Annotated in this window: 12 protein-coding genes; 1 reads left to right on the forward strand and 11 read right to left on the reverse strand. The window is 55.1% G+C overall.

Annotation, left to right across the window (positions count from 1 at the left end; all coding sequences use genetic code 11):
- Positions 1-199 precede the first annotated feature (199 nt).
- The gene (locus FEE96_RS06880) at positions 200-1,117 is read left to right on the forward strand and encodes a GIY-YIG nuclease family protein (protein ID WP_138162285.1); all 918 of its coding nucleotides are present in this window, start codon (positions 200-202) and stop codon (positions 1,115-1,117) included.
- A 74-nt stretch (positions 1,118-1,191) separates the two neighbouring features.
- Here FEE96_RS06880 and FEE96_RS06885 read toward each other — a convergent pair whose 3' ends face one another.
- The 11 genes from FEE96_RS06885 to FEE96_RS06935 all read right to left on the reverse strand — a co-directional run bounded on the left by FEE96_RS06885 (position 1,192) and on the right by FEE96_RS06935 (position 16,513).
- Positions 1,192-3,846 carry a TnsA endonuclease N-terminal domain-containing protein gene (locus tag FEE96_RS06885; protein WP_138162286.1) on the reverse strand — a complete coding sequence of 885 codons (2,655 nt, stop codon included), beginning with the start codon at positions 3,844-3,846 and terminating at the stop codon, positions 1,192-1,194.
- The gene (locus FEE96_RS06890; protein ID WP_171021635.1) at positions 3,839-5,737 is read right to left on the reverse strand and encodes a site-specific DNA-methyltransferase; all 1,899 of its coding nucleotides are present in this window, start codon (positions 5,735-5,737) and stop codon (positions 3,839-3,841) included. Before FEE96_RS06890 ends, FEE96_RS06885 begins: the two co-directional genes overlap by 8 nt.
- Positions 5,737-8,703 carry an ATP-dependent helicase gene (locus FEE96_RS06895; protein ID WP_246079331.1) on the reverse strand — a complete coding sequence of 989 codons (2,967 nt, stop codon included), beginning with the start codon at positions 8,701-8,703 and terminating at the stop codon, positions 5,737-5,739. Before FEE96_RS06895 ends, FEE96_RS06890 begins: the two co-directional genes overlap by 1 nt.
- A 151-nt stretch (positions 8,704-8,854) precedes the next feature.
- On the reverse strand, positions 8,855-9,052 hold the full coding sequence (locus FEE96_RS06900) for a hypothetical protein (protein WP_138162287.1): 198 nt from the start codon (positions 9,050-9,052) through the stop codon (positions 8,855-8,857).
- 321 nt (positions 9,053-9,373) lie between these two features.
- Positions 9,374-10,666, reverse strand: coding sequence for a type II toxin-antitoxin system HipA family toxin (locus FEE96_RS06905; RefSeq protein ID WP_138162288.1), 1,293 nt, complete (start codon positions 10,664-10,666; stop codon positions 9,374-9,376).
- The gene (locus FEE96_RS06910; protein ID WP_036560649.1) at positions 10,666-10,911 is read right to left on the reverse strand and encodes a helix-turn-helix domain-containing protein; all 246 of its coding nucleotides are present in this window, start codon (positions 10,909-10,911) and stop codon (positions 10,666-10,668) included. Before FEE96_RS06910 ends, FEE96_RS06905 begins: the two co-directional genes overlap by 1 nt.
- 97 nt (positions 10,912-11,008) lie before the next feature.
- Positions 11,009-11,872, reverse strand: coding sequence for a hypothetical protein (locus FEE96_RS06915; protein WP_138162289.1), 864 nt, complete (start codon positions 11,870-11,872; stop codon positions 11,009-11,011).
- Positions 11,873-12,311: 439 nt separating this feature from the next.
- A complete protein-coding gene (locus FEE96_RS06920; RefSeq protein ID WP_138162290.1) occupies positions 12,312-13,319 on the reverse strand; it encodes a contractile injection system protein, VgrG/Pvc8 family in 1,008 nt (335 codons plus the stop codon).
- On the reverse strand, positions 13,310-13,531 hold the full coding sequence (locus FEE96_RS06925) for a tail protein X (RefSeq protein ID WP_138162291.1): 222 nt from the start codon (positions 13,529-13,531) through the stop codon (positions 13,310-13,312). Before FEE96_RS06925 ends, FEE96_RS06920 begins: the two co-directional genes overlap by 10 nt.
- Positions 13,500-13,910 carry a phage tail protein gene (locus FEE96_RS06930; protein ID WP_138162292.1) on the reverse strand — a complete coding sequence of 137 codons (411 nt, stop codon included), beginning with the start codon at positions 13,908-13,910 and terminating at the stop codon, positions 13,500-13,502. The genes FEE96_RS06925 and FEE96_RS06930 overlap by 32 nt, the downstream gene beginning before the upstream one ends.
- A complete protein-coding gene (locus FEE96_RS06935; RefSeq protein WP_138162293.1) occupies positions 13,910-16,513 on the reverse strand; it encodes a phage tail tape measure protein in 2,604 nt (867 codons plus the stop codon). The genes FEE96_RS06930 and FEE96_RS06935 overlap by 1 nt, the downstream gene beginning before the upstream one ends.
- Positions 16,514-16,592: the final 79 nt, after the last annotated feature.

Here is a 16,592-nt window from a genome sequence, read left to right on the forward strand (position 1 = left end):
GACCGCCACGGTCAGGGATGTTGGGCGGACCAAACAAAAAAAAGGATGTCTGAACCGGGGTGAGCGGGCCAACGGTCCGTTGAATCCTGGTGCAGTCTATTGCTAACAAGCCGTCCTAACGGGACGACAATCATCTGATTTCGTGTTTAAAGTATGCTGCGCAAGCAATCGTTAGAATCATGTTTTCAAGGAATAATTCATGCAAACAGAGGGCTCATTCGGTCGAACAATCCAGCTTTTCCTCGTAGACGGGAAGCCAACTGGGCTGCGAAAAGCGACGATCCATGGTTGGACAGGTTTGCTTTTTGTAAGCGGTGCTTCCGCTTTCGGTGACCTTACCGCTCGAGAAGAGGTCGATCGGACCGGCATCTACATCCTATCGGGTCCTGATCCAGAAAAGGGCGGTGCAACACGCGCCTATATTGGCTCTGGGAACTCTGTGGCTGAGAGGATCAAGCAAAGCGCGATCAAAAGAGATTTCTGGGAAACGGCCATCACCATTACGACAAGTGACGACGACCTATCCAAAGGGCACGCGGAATACCTTGAGGCGCGGCTCATCGAGCAAGCCGCCCAAGCGGGTCGAGTGACGTTGGATAACGGCACGCAGCCGGACACCAGTAGGCGGCGATTGCCAGAGGCTGACGTCGCCAATATGGAGCAGTTTCTATCAAACTTGCGCATCATTCTGCCCGTGATCGGTCTGGACATGCTCAAGCCACAACCGCGCGCGGTGACACAGACAGCGAAGCCGCTCGACGAGCGGACCGAAGGAGAAGTGCAGTTCGAGATCCGCCACAAGAGCGGCGTCAAAGCAACTGCAGTCGAAGAAGACGGTGAATTTGTTGTGCTGGAAGGGTCCGAGGCGCTCACCGAAACCGGCTATGTCCAACAGAGCTATGGCAGCTTGAAGGAAAAGCTCATTTCAGACGGCATTCTAGTCGCAGACGGCAACCAAAAACTCCGATTCACGAAACCTTGGTCGTTCAATAGTCCTTCGGCCGCCGCTGCTGTCGTCTTGGACCGAAACAGCAACGGACGCCTGGAGTGGAAAGTTAAAGGATCGAAGCAGACGTACCACGACTGGCAACAAGCAGAAGCGAACACCCCCGACTAGCTCGCTCCCCAAATATCACACAGCCAGTCGGACATTCCTGGCGAAAGACACCATTTGGATATTCCTAACGGGTTCTAAGCCATCAAGAATTTGTAGTTGTGTGCTTCGGCATCAGTGCCCTTAATGATCGCATATTCCATACCGGATGCGTCAGCCATCTGCTCAGCATATTCACGTTTAGCCTGCACAATCGGATCGTCGATCATATTGTCACCTTTCACTTCAACGATCACGTAAGTCCCGTCGTCTTTTTCGAACAGGAAATCAGGATAGTAGCTGCGGACCATTCTTGACTCGGGATCCACATACTGGATGAAGAACTCAGACTGGCCGTGGGTAAGCATCCCTGTGAAGTACAGTTTCTTGACAGCTCCTTCCCGGATCAAGTCCCAAAAGAGCGTCTGCTCTGGCCGCGAGTCAAACGCATATGTATCCAAGTGGAACGATTTCGAAGAAACAAGCGCATCGTCAACGTCTTGATCTGTCACCACCAGTTTTGGATCGGCCATTACAGAGTATGAGCCATTTTCGGGCAATCTCACGAGTTCGACTTCATGCTCTTCGGTGAATTCGTGTTGCTCCAAATCGTACAAAAGACCAAAGAGGCGCGGGATCACCACGTCGTAGAGCAATTCGTTGTAATCGTTGATCGCGTCGAGGATGTTTTGAATGCCTTCACCGGTGGATTTAAGGATCGCTTCGATTTCCAACGGGCTGCGCCCCAAATACCTCGCGACTTCGGAAACAAGCATGATCTCCGAGAACTCGACTTTCTGTCGTAGTTCCGTCCGGTCGATGGTTTTGGAGGAAGCCGTTTTGCCTATTTGAGATGGCTCGATGCCGCTTTGTACAGTCTCGAGGAGGTTGTACTTCCCGGTCAGCATTTGCCAAGCGCTCTTATCAGCGCGATTTATGCCAAGCTCCTGGTTTGGAAGCAGTTCCTTTTCGATCAGTTCAAACGAACGGCGAACGCGTTGCAGCTTGATCCGCTCAACGGGTTCTTTGACCAAAATCTCGTATCTTTGCTTATGGCTATTTGCATTGTTCAGGTCGTCCGCAGACAGCCTGAAGTTTTGGCTTAGCTCGTCGTTCAGAATCTGAAGGTTGTCAGCGGACAGATAGACATGCGCTGTGTGCTGGGTTTCGCCGATTGACCGAAAACAACGCATAGTGGCCTGAAGAACAAATACCTTCGACTTTGGCGTCCGGAACATCGCCACGCTGAACAGCGAACGACAGTTCCACCCCTCGCGCCCCTTGTTCACCAGTAGGATGAACTGCTTTTTGGAACCCGGCGTATCAAGGCGGATGAACTCGCGAATGTCGTCGTTCGTTGTCTTGTCGTCTCCGAGGTTTACGAGGATGCTGTCTGCAGGGAGCCCTTTCTCTTCAAGAATTTTCGCGACAAGCGGCTGGAGCTCGTTGCGCACCTCTTCAATCGTGGTGGCGAAAATCGCCATCTTTGGAAGCAGACCTTCAGGACGCAATTCGTCGGTTTTCGTGAGAAAGTCATCGATGGCGATGCGAAGGAACTCTTCGGACTTGGTGTTCGAATAGCCGTGCAGATCAGCTTTCTTCAGGTATTCGTTGGCGATCGCGTCGCTCAAACCATAGGCATAGACGACTTCGGGCAGCACGGTTTGGCCGATATATGGCGTACCAGTGTAGTTGAAACAGGCGACAACGCGCGTTCCGGCCCGCTCGAGGCGTGAGGCCAGCTTGTCGATGGTCGTGCGCAGGCTATTGTCCGTTTCTTTCGCCCCGATGCCCATATCTTTGGCCAGTTTTTTGCCAAAGGCGTGGTGCGCCTCGTCCACGTAGATGCCCAGCTGTCCAAGGCGCGTTAGCTTCTCAAACCGTTGGTTGGTGGTCAGCTCGCCTTCTTCTTCCGGCGTGTCGAAATCGTATAAGTCAGCGGCATCGGCATAGACGCTCCCGCTCTCTTTGAACATATCCGGCGTTGCGCCGAACAGATCATCTATGGCGGTCTTTTCCTTGTTCTTTCGCTTCAGAATGATCTTCTGCGTGTTGGACACAATGACGTTGAACATGGACTGGTCGAGTGTGTCGAGGGACGTTCCCGCCTCTTCCAGAAAGTGGAACCGGATGTGGGACGTCAGAAAGTTCACGTACTCAGGCGGCACTACCTTGGACAATTCAAAGGTTTCAAGCTCGCGCAGCGACAAAAGCACCGTTTTATCAGGCGAGAATACCAGCGCGTTGTGGCAGTATTTTGGGTCCTTCTTCCATTTGTTGGCCAAGATAAACTCGTAGAAGATGCACGTGGCCATCAGAATGGTTTTGCCGGTGCCCATGGTCAGCGCGAAGATGTAGTTCGGATAGGCCCGCGCGTTTTTACGCATGGCCTTGAACACGTCCTCGTATTGCTTCTGGGATACGTCCTCGAACAGGCTGATTTGCCCGGTATCGGCTGCGACGCCGCCTTCGGCGCGGTCAGCGAACACGCCCTCTTTTTCATACCATTCCTTGAAGATCTGTTCGATGCGTTTGTTGTCCAAGAACTCCTTCAAGAACACATAGATTTCCAGCGCCTCGAACTGCGGCGTGCGCAGGTAGGCGTGGGCGTTCTCGGGGTCGTTGAAGTCGAGGAACTTCTTGGACAGGTCGCGGTAGCTCACCCTGATCCGCTTTTTGTTCTGCTGGTAGAACGTCAGAAGGAACTTGAAGAAGGCGAATTCGCCAAGGGCGGCGTCGGTCTTTTTAGGCATCGATGCTGCCTTCCCAAGATTCCGACAACAGATCGGTGATCTTCACGCGCACCGTGCCTGCGTCTTCGGGCACTTTATAGCGGCCGCTGACCAACTCGTTCTTTTCGGGCACGTCCAATTCGACCGGCTGCAAGATCGCGCCGTCGTAGTTCCAGTCCACCATGATGCTTTCGACCATCTCGCGCCAATCGGTGACTTGTTCCTTCTGGAGCGAGAGCTTTTGCAGCAGGTTCATCGGGTAGAAGCGTTCGATTTCCAGATGGCCGTCCTTGATGGCCAAGCGCGCCTCGGAGTCACGTTTGAATTCGAGCTGGGACTTGTCGCGCAATATGTCCACGACCTCCACATCGATTTTGTGGGGTTTCACTTCGAGTTCGAGCTGCGCTTTCAGGTCGGGCTCGTGCCCCATGCAGACGAGCAGGATTTTTTCGACCGGCTGGTTCGGGTTGGCGTTTTGGCGGCGATCAAAGGCCTTGTAGTCAAAGCCTGAGATAAGCTCGGACAGGTCTGCTTTGGTTGCGATGCGGTTGACCGGCATGATCTTGACCATGCGCCCATCTTTTTCGCCATCGTATATGGAGCTGGTTTCGATTTTCTGGATTTCAAGGGCTTCCACAAGTAAGGCCTTCGCTTCCACAGGGTTCCTAAAGATGTCGTAGTTATTGACGTTGTAGACTTCGAAACCGGCCGACGTGTCTTCACCAAGAGAGGCAGGCTTACCCAAGATGTTTATCAACCTTTTTGTTGTGGTTTGAACGGAACCAAGGTTGATATCTGCCCCCAAGAAGCGTCTTTTGAGCTTGGCCGCCGCACTTTGCGTTGTCCCTGAGCCCATGAAACAATCAAAAACCAAGCTGCCTTCGTCGCTGGAGGCGGCAAGGATCCGTTCCAATAGCGCTTCAGGTTTCTGCGTTGGATAGTTTTCCTTCTCTTTTGCTTGCGAATTCAGTCTTGAAATGTCGGTCCAAAGATCAGACAAAACCATTCCAGGCATCTCATCAAGGTACCGTTTATACCGCGCAACGCCATTTCTAGTGTAGTAAATTCTGCCAGCGTCCTCGAGCTTTTGCATGGATTCCTTGGGCCGTCTCCAAAGCTTGTCATGCCCATTCCATTCATACTGATAACCGCCGCCACTTAGCCCGTAGGCCGTCAGATTATCGTCTTCAAATTTCCTGCCGTCCGGATCTTTCTTCTGATAGTGCGAAGCCAAGTATTCATCATCATATGGCCCGTACAGTTGGTTCCAAATCGGCGTGTCCGTTTTCGTGTACATCAAGATATGGTTTTGCATATCGTTGAAGAAACTCTGATCACTGTGTCCAGGCGAAGATTTCCAACAGATCCAAGACCTGAAGTTTCCCGTGCCGAATATCTCATCGCAAATCAGCCGAAGGTATGAACTTACTCGCTGGTCGCAATGCAGATAGAGCGTTCCTTTGTCACTCATAAGCTCACGGAGAACGACCAGACGCTCATACATAAACTGGAGGTATTCGTCGTTGTTCCAAATGTCTGTATACTGCTTTTCCTCGAAGGAAGCGGTATCACTTTTGACTTCTTTCCCGCGCAGTTTGATTTTCTTCTTGTAGTCGGCCTTTGAGTCAAATGGCGGGTCAATATAAACCAAATCCACCTTGCCCCTGAAAACTTTCAGAAGGTGGCTCATGACCTGAAGGTTGTCGCCCCAGAAGATTTTGTTGCGCCAACCGTCAACCTCATCGCCATAGGTTTCTTTCAACTGTGCCGGATAGAATTGGGTCGAGGTAAAGGGCCGCTTACCGCGCCAATTGAGCATCGGATAGCCCTTGATCGGCTGGAATTTGTACCCATCCACAGACGTCGCCACAGCCTCTGCGCCCAAGTCCATTTTTTCTTGTTCGTCAGCCATCACGTACCGCCCGCCCTAAAATTCCAGTTCTTCATATCGCAATAGGCCCGCATATCGCAGTTTTCACACAGCTTTGCGGGACGTTCCTTGATCGCATAGTCGCGACCCTCAATCCGGTCCACGACGGCATCAAACGATGCGATAGTTTTGCCAATAGCCTTACCGTCCTTTTCGAACGAAATAAACGGGTTACTGTCCTGCTCGCCGGTATAGTATAGATGCGTCTTGCTGACCTTCTCGCCCGTCCGTTCCTCAACCAAGTGGGCGTAGACCTCAAGCTGACGCTGATATTGGCGCAATCGGCTGCGGTCCTTCTCCATGTCCGGCTTACGTTCCGACTTGAAGTCTATCAGCTCGACCGTGCCGTTTTCGCCCCTGATCAGGTCCACACTGCCCTTGAGGATGTAGCTGTCCTTGACCAATGAGATGTCGACCTCGGCCTCCTTCAGCCGGTCGAAATTCTTACGTTCGCGTTCCACGTATCGTTCAACATGGCCATGCGCCGCCCTCAGCGACGGCGGAGCCAGATATTGCCGCTCGCGCTTGGAGAGGTAGTGGTAGTTCGTGTCGAACCACCCTTTGATCTGATCCTCGGTGACCAGATGCGGTTCACCCCGCAGGACGGCCTTGTGCACGTCCTCAATTGTCTGGTGCACCAACGTACCAAAGAGCTGCGCCCCCGCTCGGATCGGCTGGAACTCGAGTTCTTTGAAGAAGCGGTACTGTTCAGCGCAGTTCTCGAACAGGGTGATGTGCGAGGTGAAGGAGTATTCCCGCTTGAGGTTCACGTCTTTGACCTGCTCGAAGTCAAAGTTCTCGACCACGAACTTCGGATCGCGCCAATGGGGTAGATCATGGAAGCAGTCATCGAAGTACCGCGACGGAGACCGGCCACGCCCTTCTTTGACCTCCGTGGCAAGTACCAAAAGGTTCTGTGCCCGCGAAAAGGCCGTGTAGTAGAGCCGTCGGAAGTCAAAGAACTTGGTTCGCTCCATCGGTTCGAACGGTGGTTTGTTCAGAAAGGGTTCGAGCAACTCATCGATGTCCGTCCATTGCTTGCGCGGCGTCGCCTCGAGCGATCCACAGATCACAATCGGGAACTCGAGCCCCTTGGACTGGTGGATGGTCAGGAATGAGACGCACCCACTGGGTGCGTATTCGCTGTCATCCTCGTATTCATTGATCCCACCCTCGTGCAAAAACTTGAGGTAACGGTTGAACAGATCCCGGATATTCTGGTCCAAGAAGCGTGGGTTCAGAACCGTTATGTAGTGAAGATATTCGAATTTCACTAACAGCTGGGAAAACGTCGCCAAGTTGCGCGCCGCGCGTCCTTTATCAACGCCGGTCAGTTGGTCTTCTTCCAGAAACCTGCTGAAGAGCGGAAACTGAAGCAGCTGATAGAACAGCCCGGAAAACGCGTAGTCAGCATCTGCGGTCAGGTTGAGATGTCGTTTGGCCAACGGCCGCGCCCATTCCAGCAACCGCTTATTCTCTGGTTTGCGCAGTTCCTGAACGAACAGTTTGAAACACTGCTCGTCATAGTACTCCCAAACACGCATCTCGAGATCTGCGCGCTCCTGTCGAACATCTGCAAACTGCGGGAACAGGAAGATCAGCGCACCGATCATCAACCTAATCTCTTCGCGCTCAAAATAGAGGTTGGAGCGCGGCGAATAGACCGGGATGCCGTTGGACTCGAGGTGCCGGGCAAGCGCAAGCACTTTGTCGTTTTTCACAGACCGGAACAGAAATGCGACCTGGTTCCAGTCTGTCAGTTCGCCAGACGCCTCGAGATGGCGCAGGAACTCGTAGACTTCATCCTGAAAGCTGTTGTCGTCAGTTTGGGTGATTTTCAGAACCGAGCTGACGTCCGCAAAATCATCGGGGCGCGGTTCGATAACCTTGTCATACCGGTATTGCGCGTCCTTATCGCTCCATTCTTCATCAGCGATCCAAGAGTTGTAGAAGTCGATAATTTTCGGGTCAGAGCGATAGTTTACCGTAAGGGATACTTGTTCACATTCGCCCTTCGCAAAATTGCTGGGGTACTCAAGAATATTCCGAATAGTCGCGCCGCGAAACCGGTACAAACCCTGATCATCGTCGCCCACGACGCACAGGTTTTTTGTGTCACCGGCCAAGTGGAAAAGTATCTGCTCCTGGATCGTGTTCGTGTCCTGGTACTCATCGACCATAAGGTGGGAGAACTTGGATTTCAGGCTGTCTAAGACACCGGGGTGATCCTTCAACAACCGCAAAGCCTCGAACTGAATGCCCGAAAAATCGAGCGCATTCGCCTCTTCCAATAGGTGCTGATAGGTCGCGAAACACTCGGCAAGCGCCTGAAGTGACGCTTGCTCTGAGCCTTCGAGCGCCTTGATGTCCAGCGTCTCTTCTGTGACTTTGTTCAGCCACTTTAGGAGCTGCGTCGATTGATACCAACGTCCAGACCGGTCTTCGCCAATTAAATCGGTGATTCCATCGATGCCCTTGAACTCTCTGAGACGTTGGTAGAGGAAATATTGCTGATCAAATTGGTCGAGAAGATTGAAACTGCGCTTTAACCTCGTGAATTCGCTATGATCCTTTAAGATGCGGAGGCACAAAGAATGAAACGTGCCAATGTACATCTCGTTGACGTTGAAACTAAGCCCGGCAGACATCAATCGGTTCGAAATGCGGGTTGTTAGCTCTTGAGCCGCTTTTTCTGTGAAAGTTACGACCAAAAGAGATTCAGCCGTGGCTTGTCCGGCCGCGATCAACGCCACAACGCGCTCCACAAGGGTGTACGTTTTTCCTGAACCCGGGCCTGCAATAATTAAGACTGGCCCATCTGAGCATCCGATCGCACGCTTTTGACTTTCGTTTGCTAGCGAACTTGAAATTGTTCTGGCTCCCAAATGACTTTCTGCAACTAAATGGCGCTGGAATAAATCGAGCCATAGCCCGACTCGAACTGGCACACACGCCTAGATTGTCGCCGAAAATCCAGCGTTCGACCAGCCCAACTTCGGTCGTCAGGCCAATGAATTTTCAATGAAAAGCCCTTTCTCGACTTGGTTTCGTGAGGCTTTGCCCAAAAGCTAGGGCGGAATGCCCGCCCTAGCGCTGAGGTCATTCGGTGACGGGATCGTCATCGCGGCGTGGAAAGGCGACCATCTCGACGTTGGGGAACATGCTGTGTTTGACGTTAATTGAGGTAATGTTGCCGCTGTCGTCGGTGTTGACGAAGAGGACACCGCAGCGGTCCCAGAAGTTCTTGCCGTCTTTTTCGCCGGATTTGACGTTCAGTTTCAGAGTTTGCGTAGCCAATTTTCAATCCTCACTTTGAGTGTTTCGATGAACATGGCCAAAGCGGGCACCAAGGGGATGTCAGCGGGAAAATTGCCTCGCGAGGAACGCGCTGGCGCAGGGGAATTTTCTTGTTGAAGCGGTGCTTGCACCGCGTCTGGCACGGCTGCCCGCTTATGTTCAGCAATCAGAAACACGGCGTTGAGGATCTGAGTTTGGTCATCAATCTCTGGGCTGGCCCGTCAAAGCTGGCCTGGAACGCTGCAACTACTGTACTGGGCCTGCAGATTGCTCACAGTAAATATGATCTACCGACCATAAAACGGAAATATGATCTGCGGATCATACGGCATGAAAGGCAATCGCCCGACGTCGTATGCCAGCAGCAATGGCATCTGCCAATGGCTGTGGAAACCCATCCGGCAGGTCTGCTAGCGTCTTGTCCAAGGCGGGTTCAAGCTCAGACGCGACGCCCGACAAGACCTCTTCCGCCAGCGCCACACCAAAACCTGCCGCCTTCGCAGCCTGCAGGAAATGGCGCGGTACGACCTCGTTGATCCTATAGTGCCCGTCGATCGCCATCGCGAGACGCATCCGGTTCTGGCGGATTTGACCGTCATCCACGGCTTTCTGGGCGCTTAGCACGTCATAAAGCGGGGTTATGCGGAAACCGCCGGGGCGCAATGCAATGCTGAAGTTCTTGGCGTGCCCGTCCGTCGCTCCCAAAAGCCAAAACAGCACCTGCGCGCGGAAGAAGGCACGCTGATCTGCTTCAGGGTCATCACTACCGGTCAACAACCCGATCCCTTCAGTGATCCCCGGCCCGCCATCCATTTGGTATTTCTGGCTGGGTGGAACTGTGAGCGCCTGGCAAAAGTCTTCCTGCGGGAGGCGGATCAACCGGCCATCTTTGGTCCAGCGCCGATCGAACCGGGTCACAACAAGGCTCCGCACGTCCTCGAAGTCGGCAATCTCGACTTCAGCCACATCCATGCCCATGGCCCGACAGAGGTTCATGCAGAAAAATTCGTTCTCAACACTGTCAGACAAATCGATCTCTGCGGGCAGAACGCCAAGCTGCGTCTTGAGGATATGGGTTGTTGGGGTGAGCCCCGATGGGCGGATCCACGCGCCCTCGTGGCGTAGCAGCGCCGTTTTCTCCTGCGCCCCTGCGATAGAAATGCGGAAGTCGTCTTCCTCGTCTAAGCCAAGGGGGGCACTTGCGAGGTTGCGTAACATATCCGCAATCTGTGCCTCGGAAACGGGCTCTCCCTCGAGTGCGCCAACCTCGGGGATCTCACCCGAAACGAACTGCAAGGCCCCCACACAATCGCGGCCGATCTTCTCCAGCATGTGCCACGCGTCCGTGCCGCCCGCACGCACCCGTGCAGCAACGCGTTCTCGTATCGCCTGACTGTCCGGCAGCAGGTTTTCCAGGTAGGCAATGACAGGGCCGCCTTGGTGCGCCTCTTCGCGCAATGGCAGTGACAGCGAGATTGGCATGGCGTGCTCCCACGACAGCCAGTCCTGATCGTAAGTAAAACTGATCGCGCCCGAGCCAGCGAGACGTAAGGCCCCCACCAGCCTTCCATTCAGAAGCACCTGCATCGTGCCACTACGCCCGCGTTTGGCCATCAGAAGATATCCTCGATTTCAAGCGAGCCACCGCGCTCCACCAATCGGAACTCAAGCCCAAGTGCCGCCATGACAGCGAGCACTGTGGCGAGCTTGGTTCCCGCGTCGCCATTCTCGAGCGACGAAATCGTCGCGACGCGCAAATTCGTGCGCGCGCTGATGTCGCTTTGGGTCCAGCCGCGCGCTTTGCGCGTCCGGCGGAGTGCCTCGCCGATCTGCTCGGCCGTTCGTGCTGTGAGGTCCATGATGTGGTTCCTTTTACGGCACAGCGTAAATCAAAACAAATTACGCCGCAACGTAAATATCTACTTTTTACGCCATGGCGTAACAATCGAGCCGCACTTATGCCTGCAGCCCCGCAGCGCGCACCTGCTCGGGCGTCACCAGCTTTGATGCGATCAAATCCTCGATCTGCCGGTTGGTGATGTGGCGGCATAGAGGATGGCGCTCGTGGATCCATTCGGCGAGGCTCGCTCGGCCTTTGGCTTCGGCCTCTCGCGCCTTCTCGCGGTCGGCCTGCACCTGGGCAAGCCCCGTCTCCCACCGGCGCATCTTGAACCAATTGTCCGAGAAACAGACCTTGCTCCGCGTGTAGCCTTCGCTTTCCTTGGCATAGGCTTTGACCGCTTGCTTCAGATCATCGGGCTTCACTCCCGCCTTCACAGCTGCTGCGATCAGGCGCAGACTGGTTCGCCGGTCTCGGATCCTGTCTTCGGGATAGGCCGCCAGGATCTTCTCAGCTTCAAAATCTTCAACCTCCGCCGCCGCCTCGCGCTTGCGCGTAGGTGGTTTATGGATGGTTTTAGGATGGTTTGGGGTCCACCGTGAACCCCGTACCCAGTTCACCGTGGACCCCGTACCGGGTTCAGGCTGGACGGGGTTCACAGTGACCCCCGTGTCGATGTCGGGCTCAGCCGTGGGTTCGAGCGCGGCCACGCGCTCCAGAACGATGCGGTAAATGACGGTGTAGCCGTTCTTGCAGTGCCGCCGCCCCGTCTCGATCAGAATGCCTTCGCGCAGGAAGTCGATGATGGTGCGCTTCACCGTGCTCTCGCTGAGCTCTGTGTGGCGCTGGATCGTCCCCTTGGAACACCAGATGCCTGAGCCGTCATCGCTCGCCTTGTCGGCCAGGAACATGATGATCTGCTTGCGCGCGGCGCTGCCAAAGCGGCGCTCGGCGCATTCATTTGCGATGCGCCAGCTCATTGGACCACCTCGCCGGTCAGAGGTCGCGAAAAAGCCGACTGAGCGTTTGCGGAGCGATGGTGGCCCGTGCTAATGTGCTTCGAAAGCTGACAGGCTTTTTCTATTTGGCCCCGGTTCACAGTTGCCGCTGTGACGGGGCCTTTTTCGTTTTGAACCGGCGAATTTGGCTTTGAAACTTTCGCTTTTTGTTCACTTTTTGTTAGGGGGTGTTTTGCACCCTTAAGCCGTTGTTTTCGCTTATGCTCTTTCTGGATTGCAAATCCGTGTACACGAGTTCGATTCTCGTACTCGCCTCCATTTAAAATCAATCACTTACACGACATTCCCAAACACTGAAAAAACGCTCGCAACACGTTTCGCAACATTCCTGTTTCGGTCCCGTTCTGTTCCTCGGCCTATTCACCAGTAATTTTTTGATGCCTGGACGAGGATTTGAACCTCACTCCATCGGCTCGGATTCGATGCTGGTGCGATAGCCGCCACTGTCCAGGTTATGGGTCGCGCGGGTGATCAACCATTCTCCATCGATGTAAGATCTGAACCCGGCCGCAAGCAGTTTCCCCTCCGCCATGGCATCGGGATCACCCGGCATTGTGATCAACAAAGACCGCCCAGCGCGCTGCAGTTTCTGGAACTCTGAATCCGCGGCTGTCTGTGCTGCATCCTTGTTTGGAAACCGGCGCTTTAATCTGCGTACCGGTTCCCCCTCGCCCGCCGTGCGCTCCTCCGGCTTCCCCCTTGCAAGGTCCTGATACACAGCGACAACGGATCCGGCCTTGGCCTTCACGCTGTTGCGGTAGCGCCAGCGGCTCACCTTCTTCTGCGTCAGCAGCAAGGTCGGCATGGGTTGCCCGGATGCAGTCAGGCTTTCACCCCGCTTGGCCATGACAATACGTCCGTCCCCTGGTTTGGCGATGGCGTCAAAGTCCCGCGCCACCCGGGACAGCAGGTTCATGTCACTTTCATCAATCTGGTCGATGTGAGGCAAAGCCAGATCTGCCAGGCTCTGTGACACTGCAGGTTCCATATCGTGTTCACCTGCGATTTTCTCGACCAAGGCACCGATGCTGGTACCCTCCGGCCAGCTGCGCTTTTTCTGGTCAGTAAGAGCCGTTTTGCCGCTGGTTGTTTCGCCGTTGATCGTAGCCAAACCTGTGATCATCATCCGGTCTGGTGGGCCTTCAACCTCGACACTGTCAGCCGTGAACATCCCCATGTATTTCAGCTGCAGCGGGTAGCCCAACCAAACGCGGATCTCAGCCCCCGCCCGCGGCTCTACCAGCCTGCCAAACAACGTTGTGTCGCTGAGAGTGATTTGCACATTATCGGACTGAACCCCGGCAGCATCGGTCAGGGTCAGACTTACAAGACGTGGCGCAAGTACGCCGCTGATGTCCGTCCCATCAACGGTGATGCGAAAGAAGGGCAGGAAATCCATCAATCCCATAGGCGCACCGTCTCGGATTCCTTAGGGGCATCAATCACAGGAAGCTGCACCAGGGTACCGATCGGCAGAACAGGCCCTTTGTCAGCCAAGCCGGGATTTGCCTCGAGCACGATTTCCAACGCACCCGCTACTTGGTTGCCGTAGTGACGCCAGGCGATTTCGTCCAAGATCTCGCCGTCTTTAGAACGGTAGGAGGCTGCGAAGTCCGCCATCATATCTCCTGATGTTGAGAGTGAAGTCTTGCCGAAGGGGCGCACCCTGAGCGGCAAACTTGCGCTGCTCTTCGCGTACCCCCTCGATGACCCAGATGCCCATAACCTTCCCGGTGCCCGCCATCATGGGCATCGGAAAGCCCAGCTCTGCAGTCCGGCGCATACGGTTCAGCTGATCCAGGCCGCCTTTGAAGTGAGGGTAGATTACCCCCTGCAAGGTGATTGTATCTGGCCCCAGCCCGGTAAATTGAAGCGCGTCAGCAGCGCCAACCTGTTCAATCGCGGCCCAGCGGTATTCGCTGGATCGGCTCAGGCTCTGATAGGCCGCGTTATCGATGCTGAATTGATATCCGCCCAGCTGCAGCATGGTTCCTGCCATCATCCGCCCCCGTACTGGCCATAGTCATGCGCACCGTCATAAAGCGCCCCCGCCTGCGCAGCCCGGCCACGGCGTTCCAGCTCGTCAGCGAGATCGGAAACTGACATGCTTTGCGCATTGATCTGGGCGTGAATAATGACCGGTGCTGGCTGCGCCGCTGGCGCCAGTGCTGCCATCATGGCCGGTGTCATAGTTTGCGCCGCCTGCTGAACCTGCTGCATCACTGGGGCTGCTACCGCCTGTGCCTGATCCATCGCCCGGCGCAAACCGCCGCCCAGCGCGGACATCAAAGGCTCGGCGCGAGCAGATAGCCGGCTCAATCGCTCGGTTGCGCTCGCATGGGCTACATAACCGCCCTTGGAGTTCCAGATGGTTTCTGGACCCTGCTCGCCAACACGGCGGAAACCACGGCCAATATCGCCGCCCAGGAATGAACCAGAGATTTTGGGTAGCCGGTCTTCTGGTACGCCCAAGGCCCGCAACCGTTCACGTTGCTGGCGCAGTACGTCATTCTGGCGTTGTTGGCCTAACCCACTGGATCGCAGGCTATCCTCAGCAGGGATCTCACCCTGACCAGTTTCGCCCGAACCAAAATAGCCAATGCTATCGAGAGCGGCCACGCCCTTGTCCCGCAACCAGGTCAAGCCATCGAGGACCGGCTGCAGCTTGCCCATCAGCCAGTCGAACTTTTGGCCCAACCAATCGAGAACCTGCTGCAGTTCCGTTTTTACAGTCTGCCAGGCGCTGGTGATCGCATCGGTGATCCCCAGTATGTCTACCACGGGCTTGATAGCGTCATTCCATGCTGACGTGAACACATTGCCGATGCCACCAAAGATGATTGCAAGGTGGCCCTCGGCTCCCTTCCAGGCTTTCGACAACCCATCGGCAGCCGCATCCATATCACCCCGCCATGCACCGCTGATAAAGCTGCCAATGCCCTGAAATGTGGTTTTCACACCTTCCCAATAGGTGCCGAACCAACCGCCCAGACCCTGCCAGGCCGCTTCGATCTCATCCGTCATGCCCAGCTTGTCGGTGATCGGTTTAATGCCATTGGTCCAGGCGAAGCTGAACACCGCGCCGATGCCATCGAGAACAGTGGATAGGTAGCTTTTTGCTCCATCCCAAGCGGTGGAAATTCCCTCAGCGGCAGCGTCCATATCCCCGCGCCAGACACCGCTGATAAACCCACCAATGCCTTGAAAGATGGTTTTGACCCCATCCCAAAGCTCACCATACCACGGGCCGATCTTTTCCCAATTTTGGTAGATCAAATATGCGGATCCAGCAATTGCGGCAACGGCCAGACCAATGGGGTTCATAAGCAGAGCAGCGCCTATTGCCCTGATGCCGGTTACAACCAGTGGAGTAATCCCGGCAAGGTTAGCAAGGGATAGCCCCAGACGGCCAACGGCAATGCCAAAGCTGGCAATACTGCCAATGGTACGCGCTGCAAAAACGGTCCCGATAACAATGCCGAAGTTATCCCAACCGCCAACCATTTCGGCGACTTTGGACATTACGGAACCAACTGTTGTTGCAACACGGCCCATCCCCTCGGCCACTTGCCCAATCACTGGCAAAGCTGCCTCGAGCTTTTCCGACGCGGTGCGGGCAAAATCTGCAATGTCATCGCGGTTGGTGATGGCCCAGGCGCTGAACGTCTTCATCGACCGGGTCACCACCGGCATCAGCTCGGCGCCGATAGTGTTTTTCAATCCCTTTATCACCAGTTGCGCATCAAGCTGAGCATCGGCAAAGGCCTCGGCACCGCGGGCCGCGTCTTCACTGAGCACATAACCGGTTTTGCGGGCGTCCTCGCGCAGCTGCTGCAGTGCCTCAGAGCCATTGCCCAGCATGTTGACCATGCCAATGCCAGAGCGGCTGAACAGGGCGGCAGCGATGGCTGCGCGTTCGGCTGGGTGCTCAATCAATTGCATCTGATCAGCAATGGCCGCCATCGCGTCTGCGGGCCCCATGTTCACCAGATCCTGAGCACTCAACCCGATTTGATCCAGGGCTTTCTTAGCAGCCCCAGTGCCCTGCGCCGCCTCACCTAAGCGCTTTTGCATCGCAGTCAGGGAGCTGTCGAAACTCTCAGTTGAGACGCCCGACCGCTCGGCCGCATAACGGTATTCCTGCAGCGCCTCGATGCCGATGCCAAGTTTTCCGGCTGTTTTGGCTACATTGTCACCATAGGTCGCGGTTGAACTCGTCAGGGCAAAAATACCCGCTCCAGCAGCTGTCAGTCCAACGGCCATGCGGCGACCCATACGGCCAATATTTGAGGTCATCCTGCCGAAAGTTTCGCCAACCCGGGCGCTGTCGCGCATGGCGCGTTCCCAGCGGCGCTGCTTTCGGACCAGATCCTCGAGCGTGCGCTCAAGGTCTTCATATTCCCGGTCCAGCGCCTCGACGGATTTGCCTTGTTTCTTCAACAGGTTTCGGTCGCGCGTCAACTCGCGCTGCCGAGCCTTCACCAAACTGATGCTACTCCCGACCTTGTCAAAACCAGATCGGATCAGCCCTACATTTTTCTTAAAGGAGTTCTCGAGGACGCTGCCAATGGTGATTTCAGCGCTAAGTCTTTGCTTGCCCATTAATGCCCTCTATCCACCACAAAAAGCGGGTCACCCGCATTCCTGTAATCTCTGCCTCTGACCACCCGGTGAAACGCGC

Source organism: Parasedimentitalea maritima, from assembly GCF_005771405.1.
Taxonomy (GTDB): domain Bacteria; phylum Pseudomonadota; class Alphaproteobacteria; order Rhodobacterales; family Rhodobacteraceae; genus Parasedimentitalea; species Parasedimentitalea maritima.

What these genes read in the sequence shown, in the direction of transcription:
- FEE96_RS06920 (WP_138162290.1), bottom strand. Translation starts at nt 13,319, where the DNA reads ATGGGATTGATGGATTTCCTGCCCTTCTTTCGCATCACCGTTGATGGG.
- FEE96_RS06930 (WP_138162292.1), bottom strand. Translation starts at nt 13,910, where the DNA reads ATGGCAGGAACCATGCTGCAGCTGGGCGGATATCAATTCAGCATCGAT.
- FEE96_RS06915 (WP_138162289.1), bottom strand. Translation starts at nt 11,872, where the DNA reads ATGAGCTGGCGCATCGCAAATGAATGCGCCGAGCGCCGCTTTGGCAGC.
- FEE96_RS06925 (WP_138162291.1), bottom strand. Translation starts at nt 13,531, where the DNA reads ATGGCGGACTTCGCAGCCTCCTACCGTTCTAAAGACGGCGAGATCTTG.
- FEE96_RS06890 (WP_171021635.1), bottom strand. Translation starts at nt 5,737, where the DNA reads ATGGCTGACGAACAAGAAAAAATGGACTTGGGCGCAGAGGCTGTGGCG.
- FEE96_RS06880 (WP_138162285.1), top strand. Translation starts at nt 200, where the DNA reads ATGCAAACAGAGGGCTCATTCGGTCGAACAATCCAGCTTTTCCTCGTA.
- FEE96_RS06935 (WP_138162293.1), bottom strand. Translation starts at nt 16,513, where the DNA reads ATGGGCAAGCAAAGACTTAGCGCTGAAATCACCATTGGCAGCGTCCTC.
- FEE96_RS06905 (WP_138162288.1), bottom strand. Translation starts at nt 10,666, where the DNA reads ATGGCCAAACGCGGGCGTAGTGGCACGATGCAGGTGCTTCTGAATGGA.
- FEE96_RS06910 (WP_036560649.1), bottom strand. Translation starts at nt 10,911, where the DNA reads ATGGACCTCACAGCACGAACGGCCGAGCAGATCGGCGAGGCACTCCGC.
- FEE96_RS06885 (WP_138162286.1), bottom strand. Translation starts at nt 3,846, where the DNA reads ATGCCTAAAAAGACCGACGCCGCCCTTGGCGAATTCGCCTTCTTCAAG.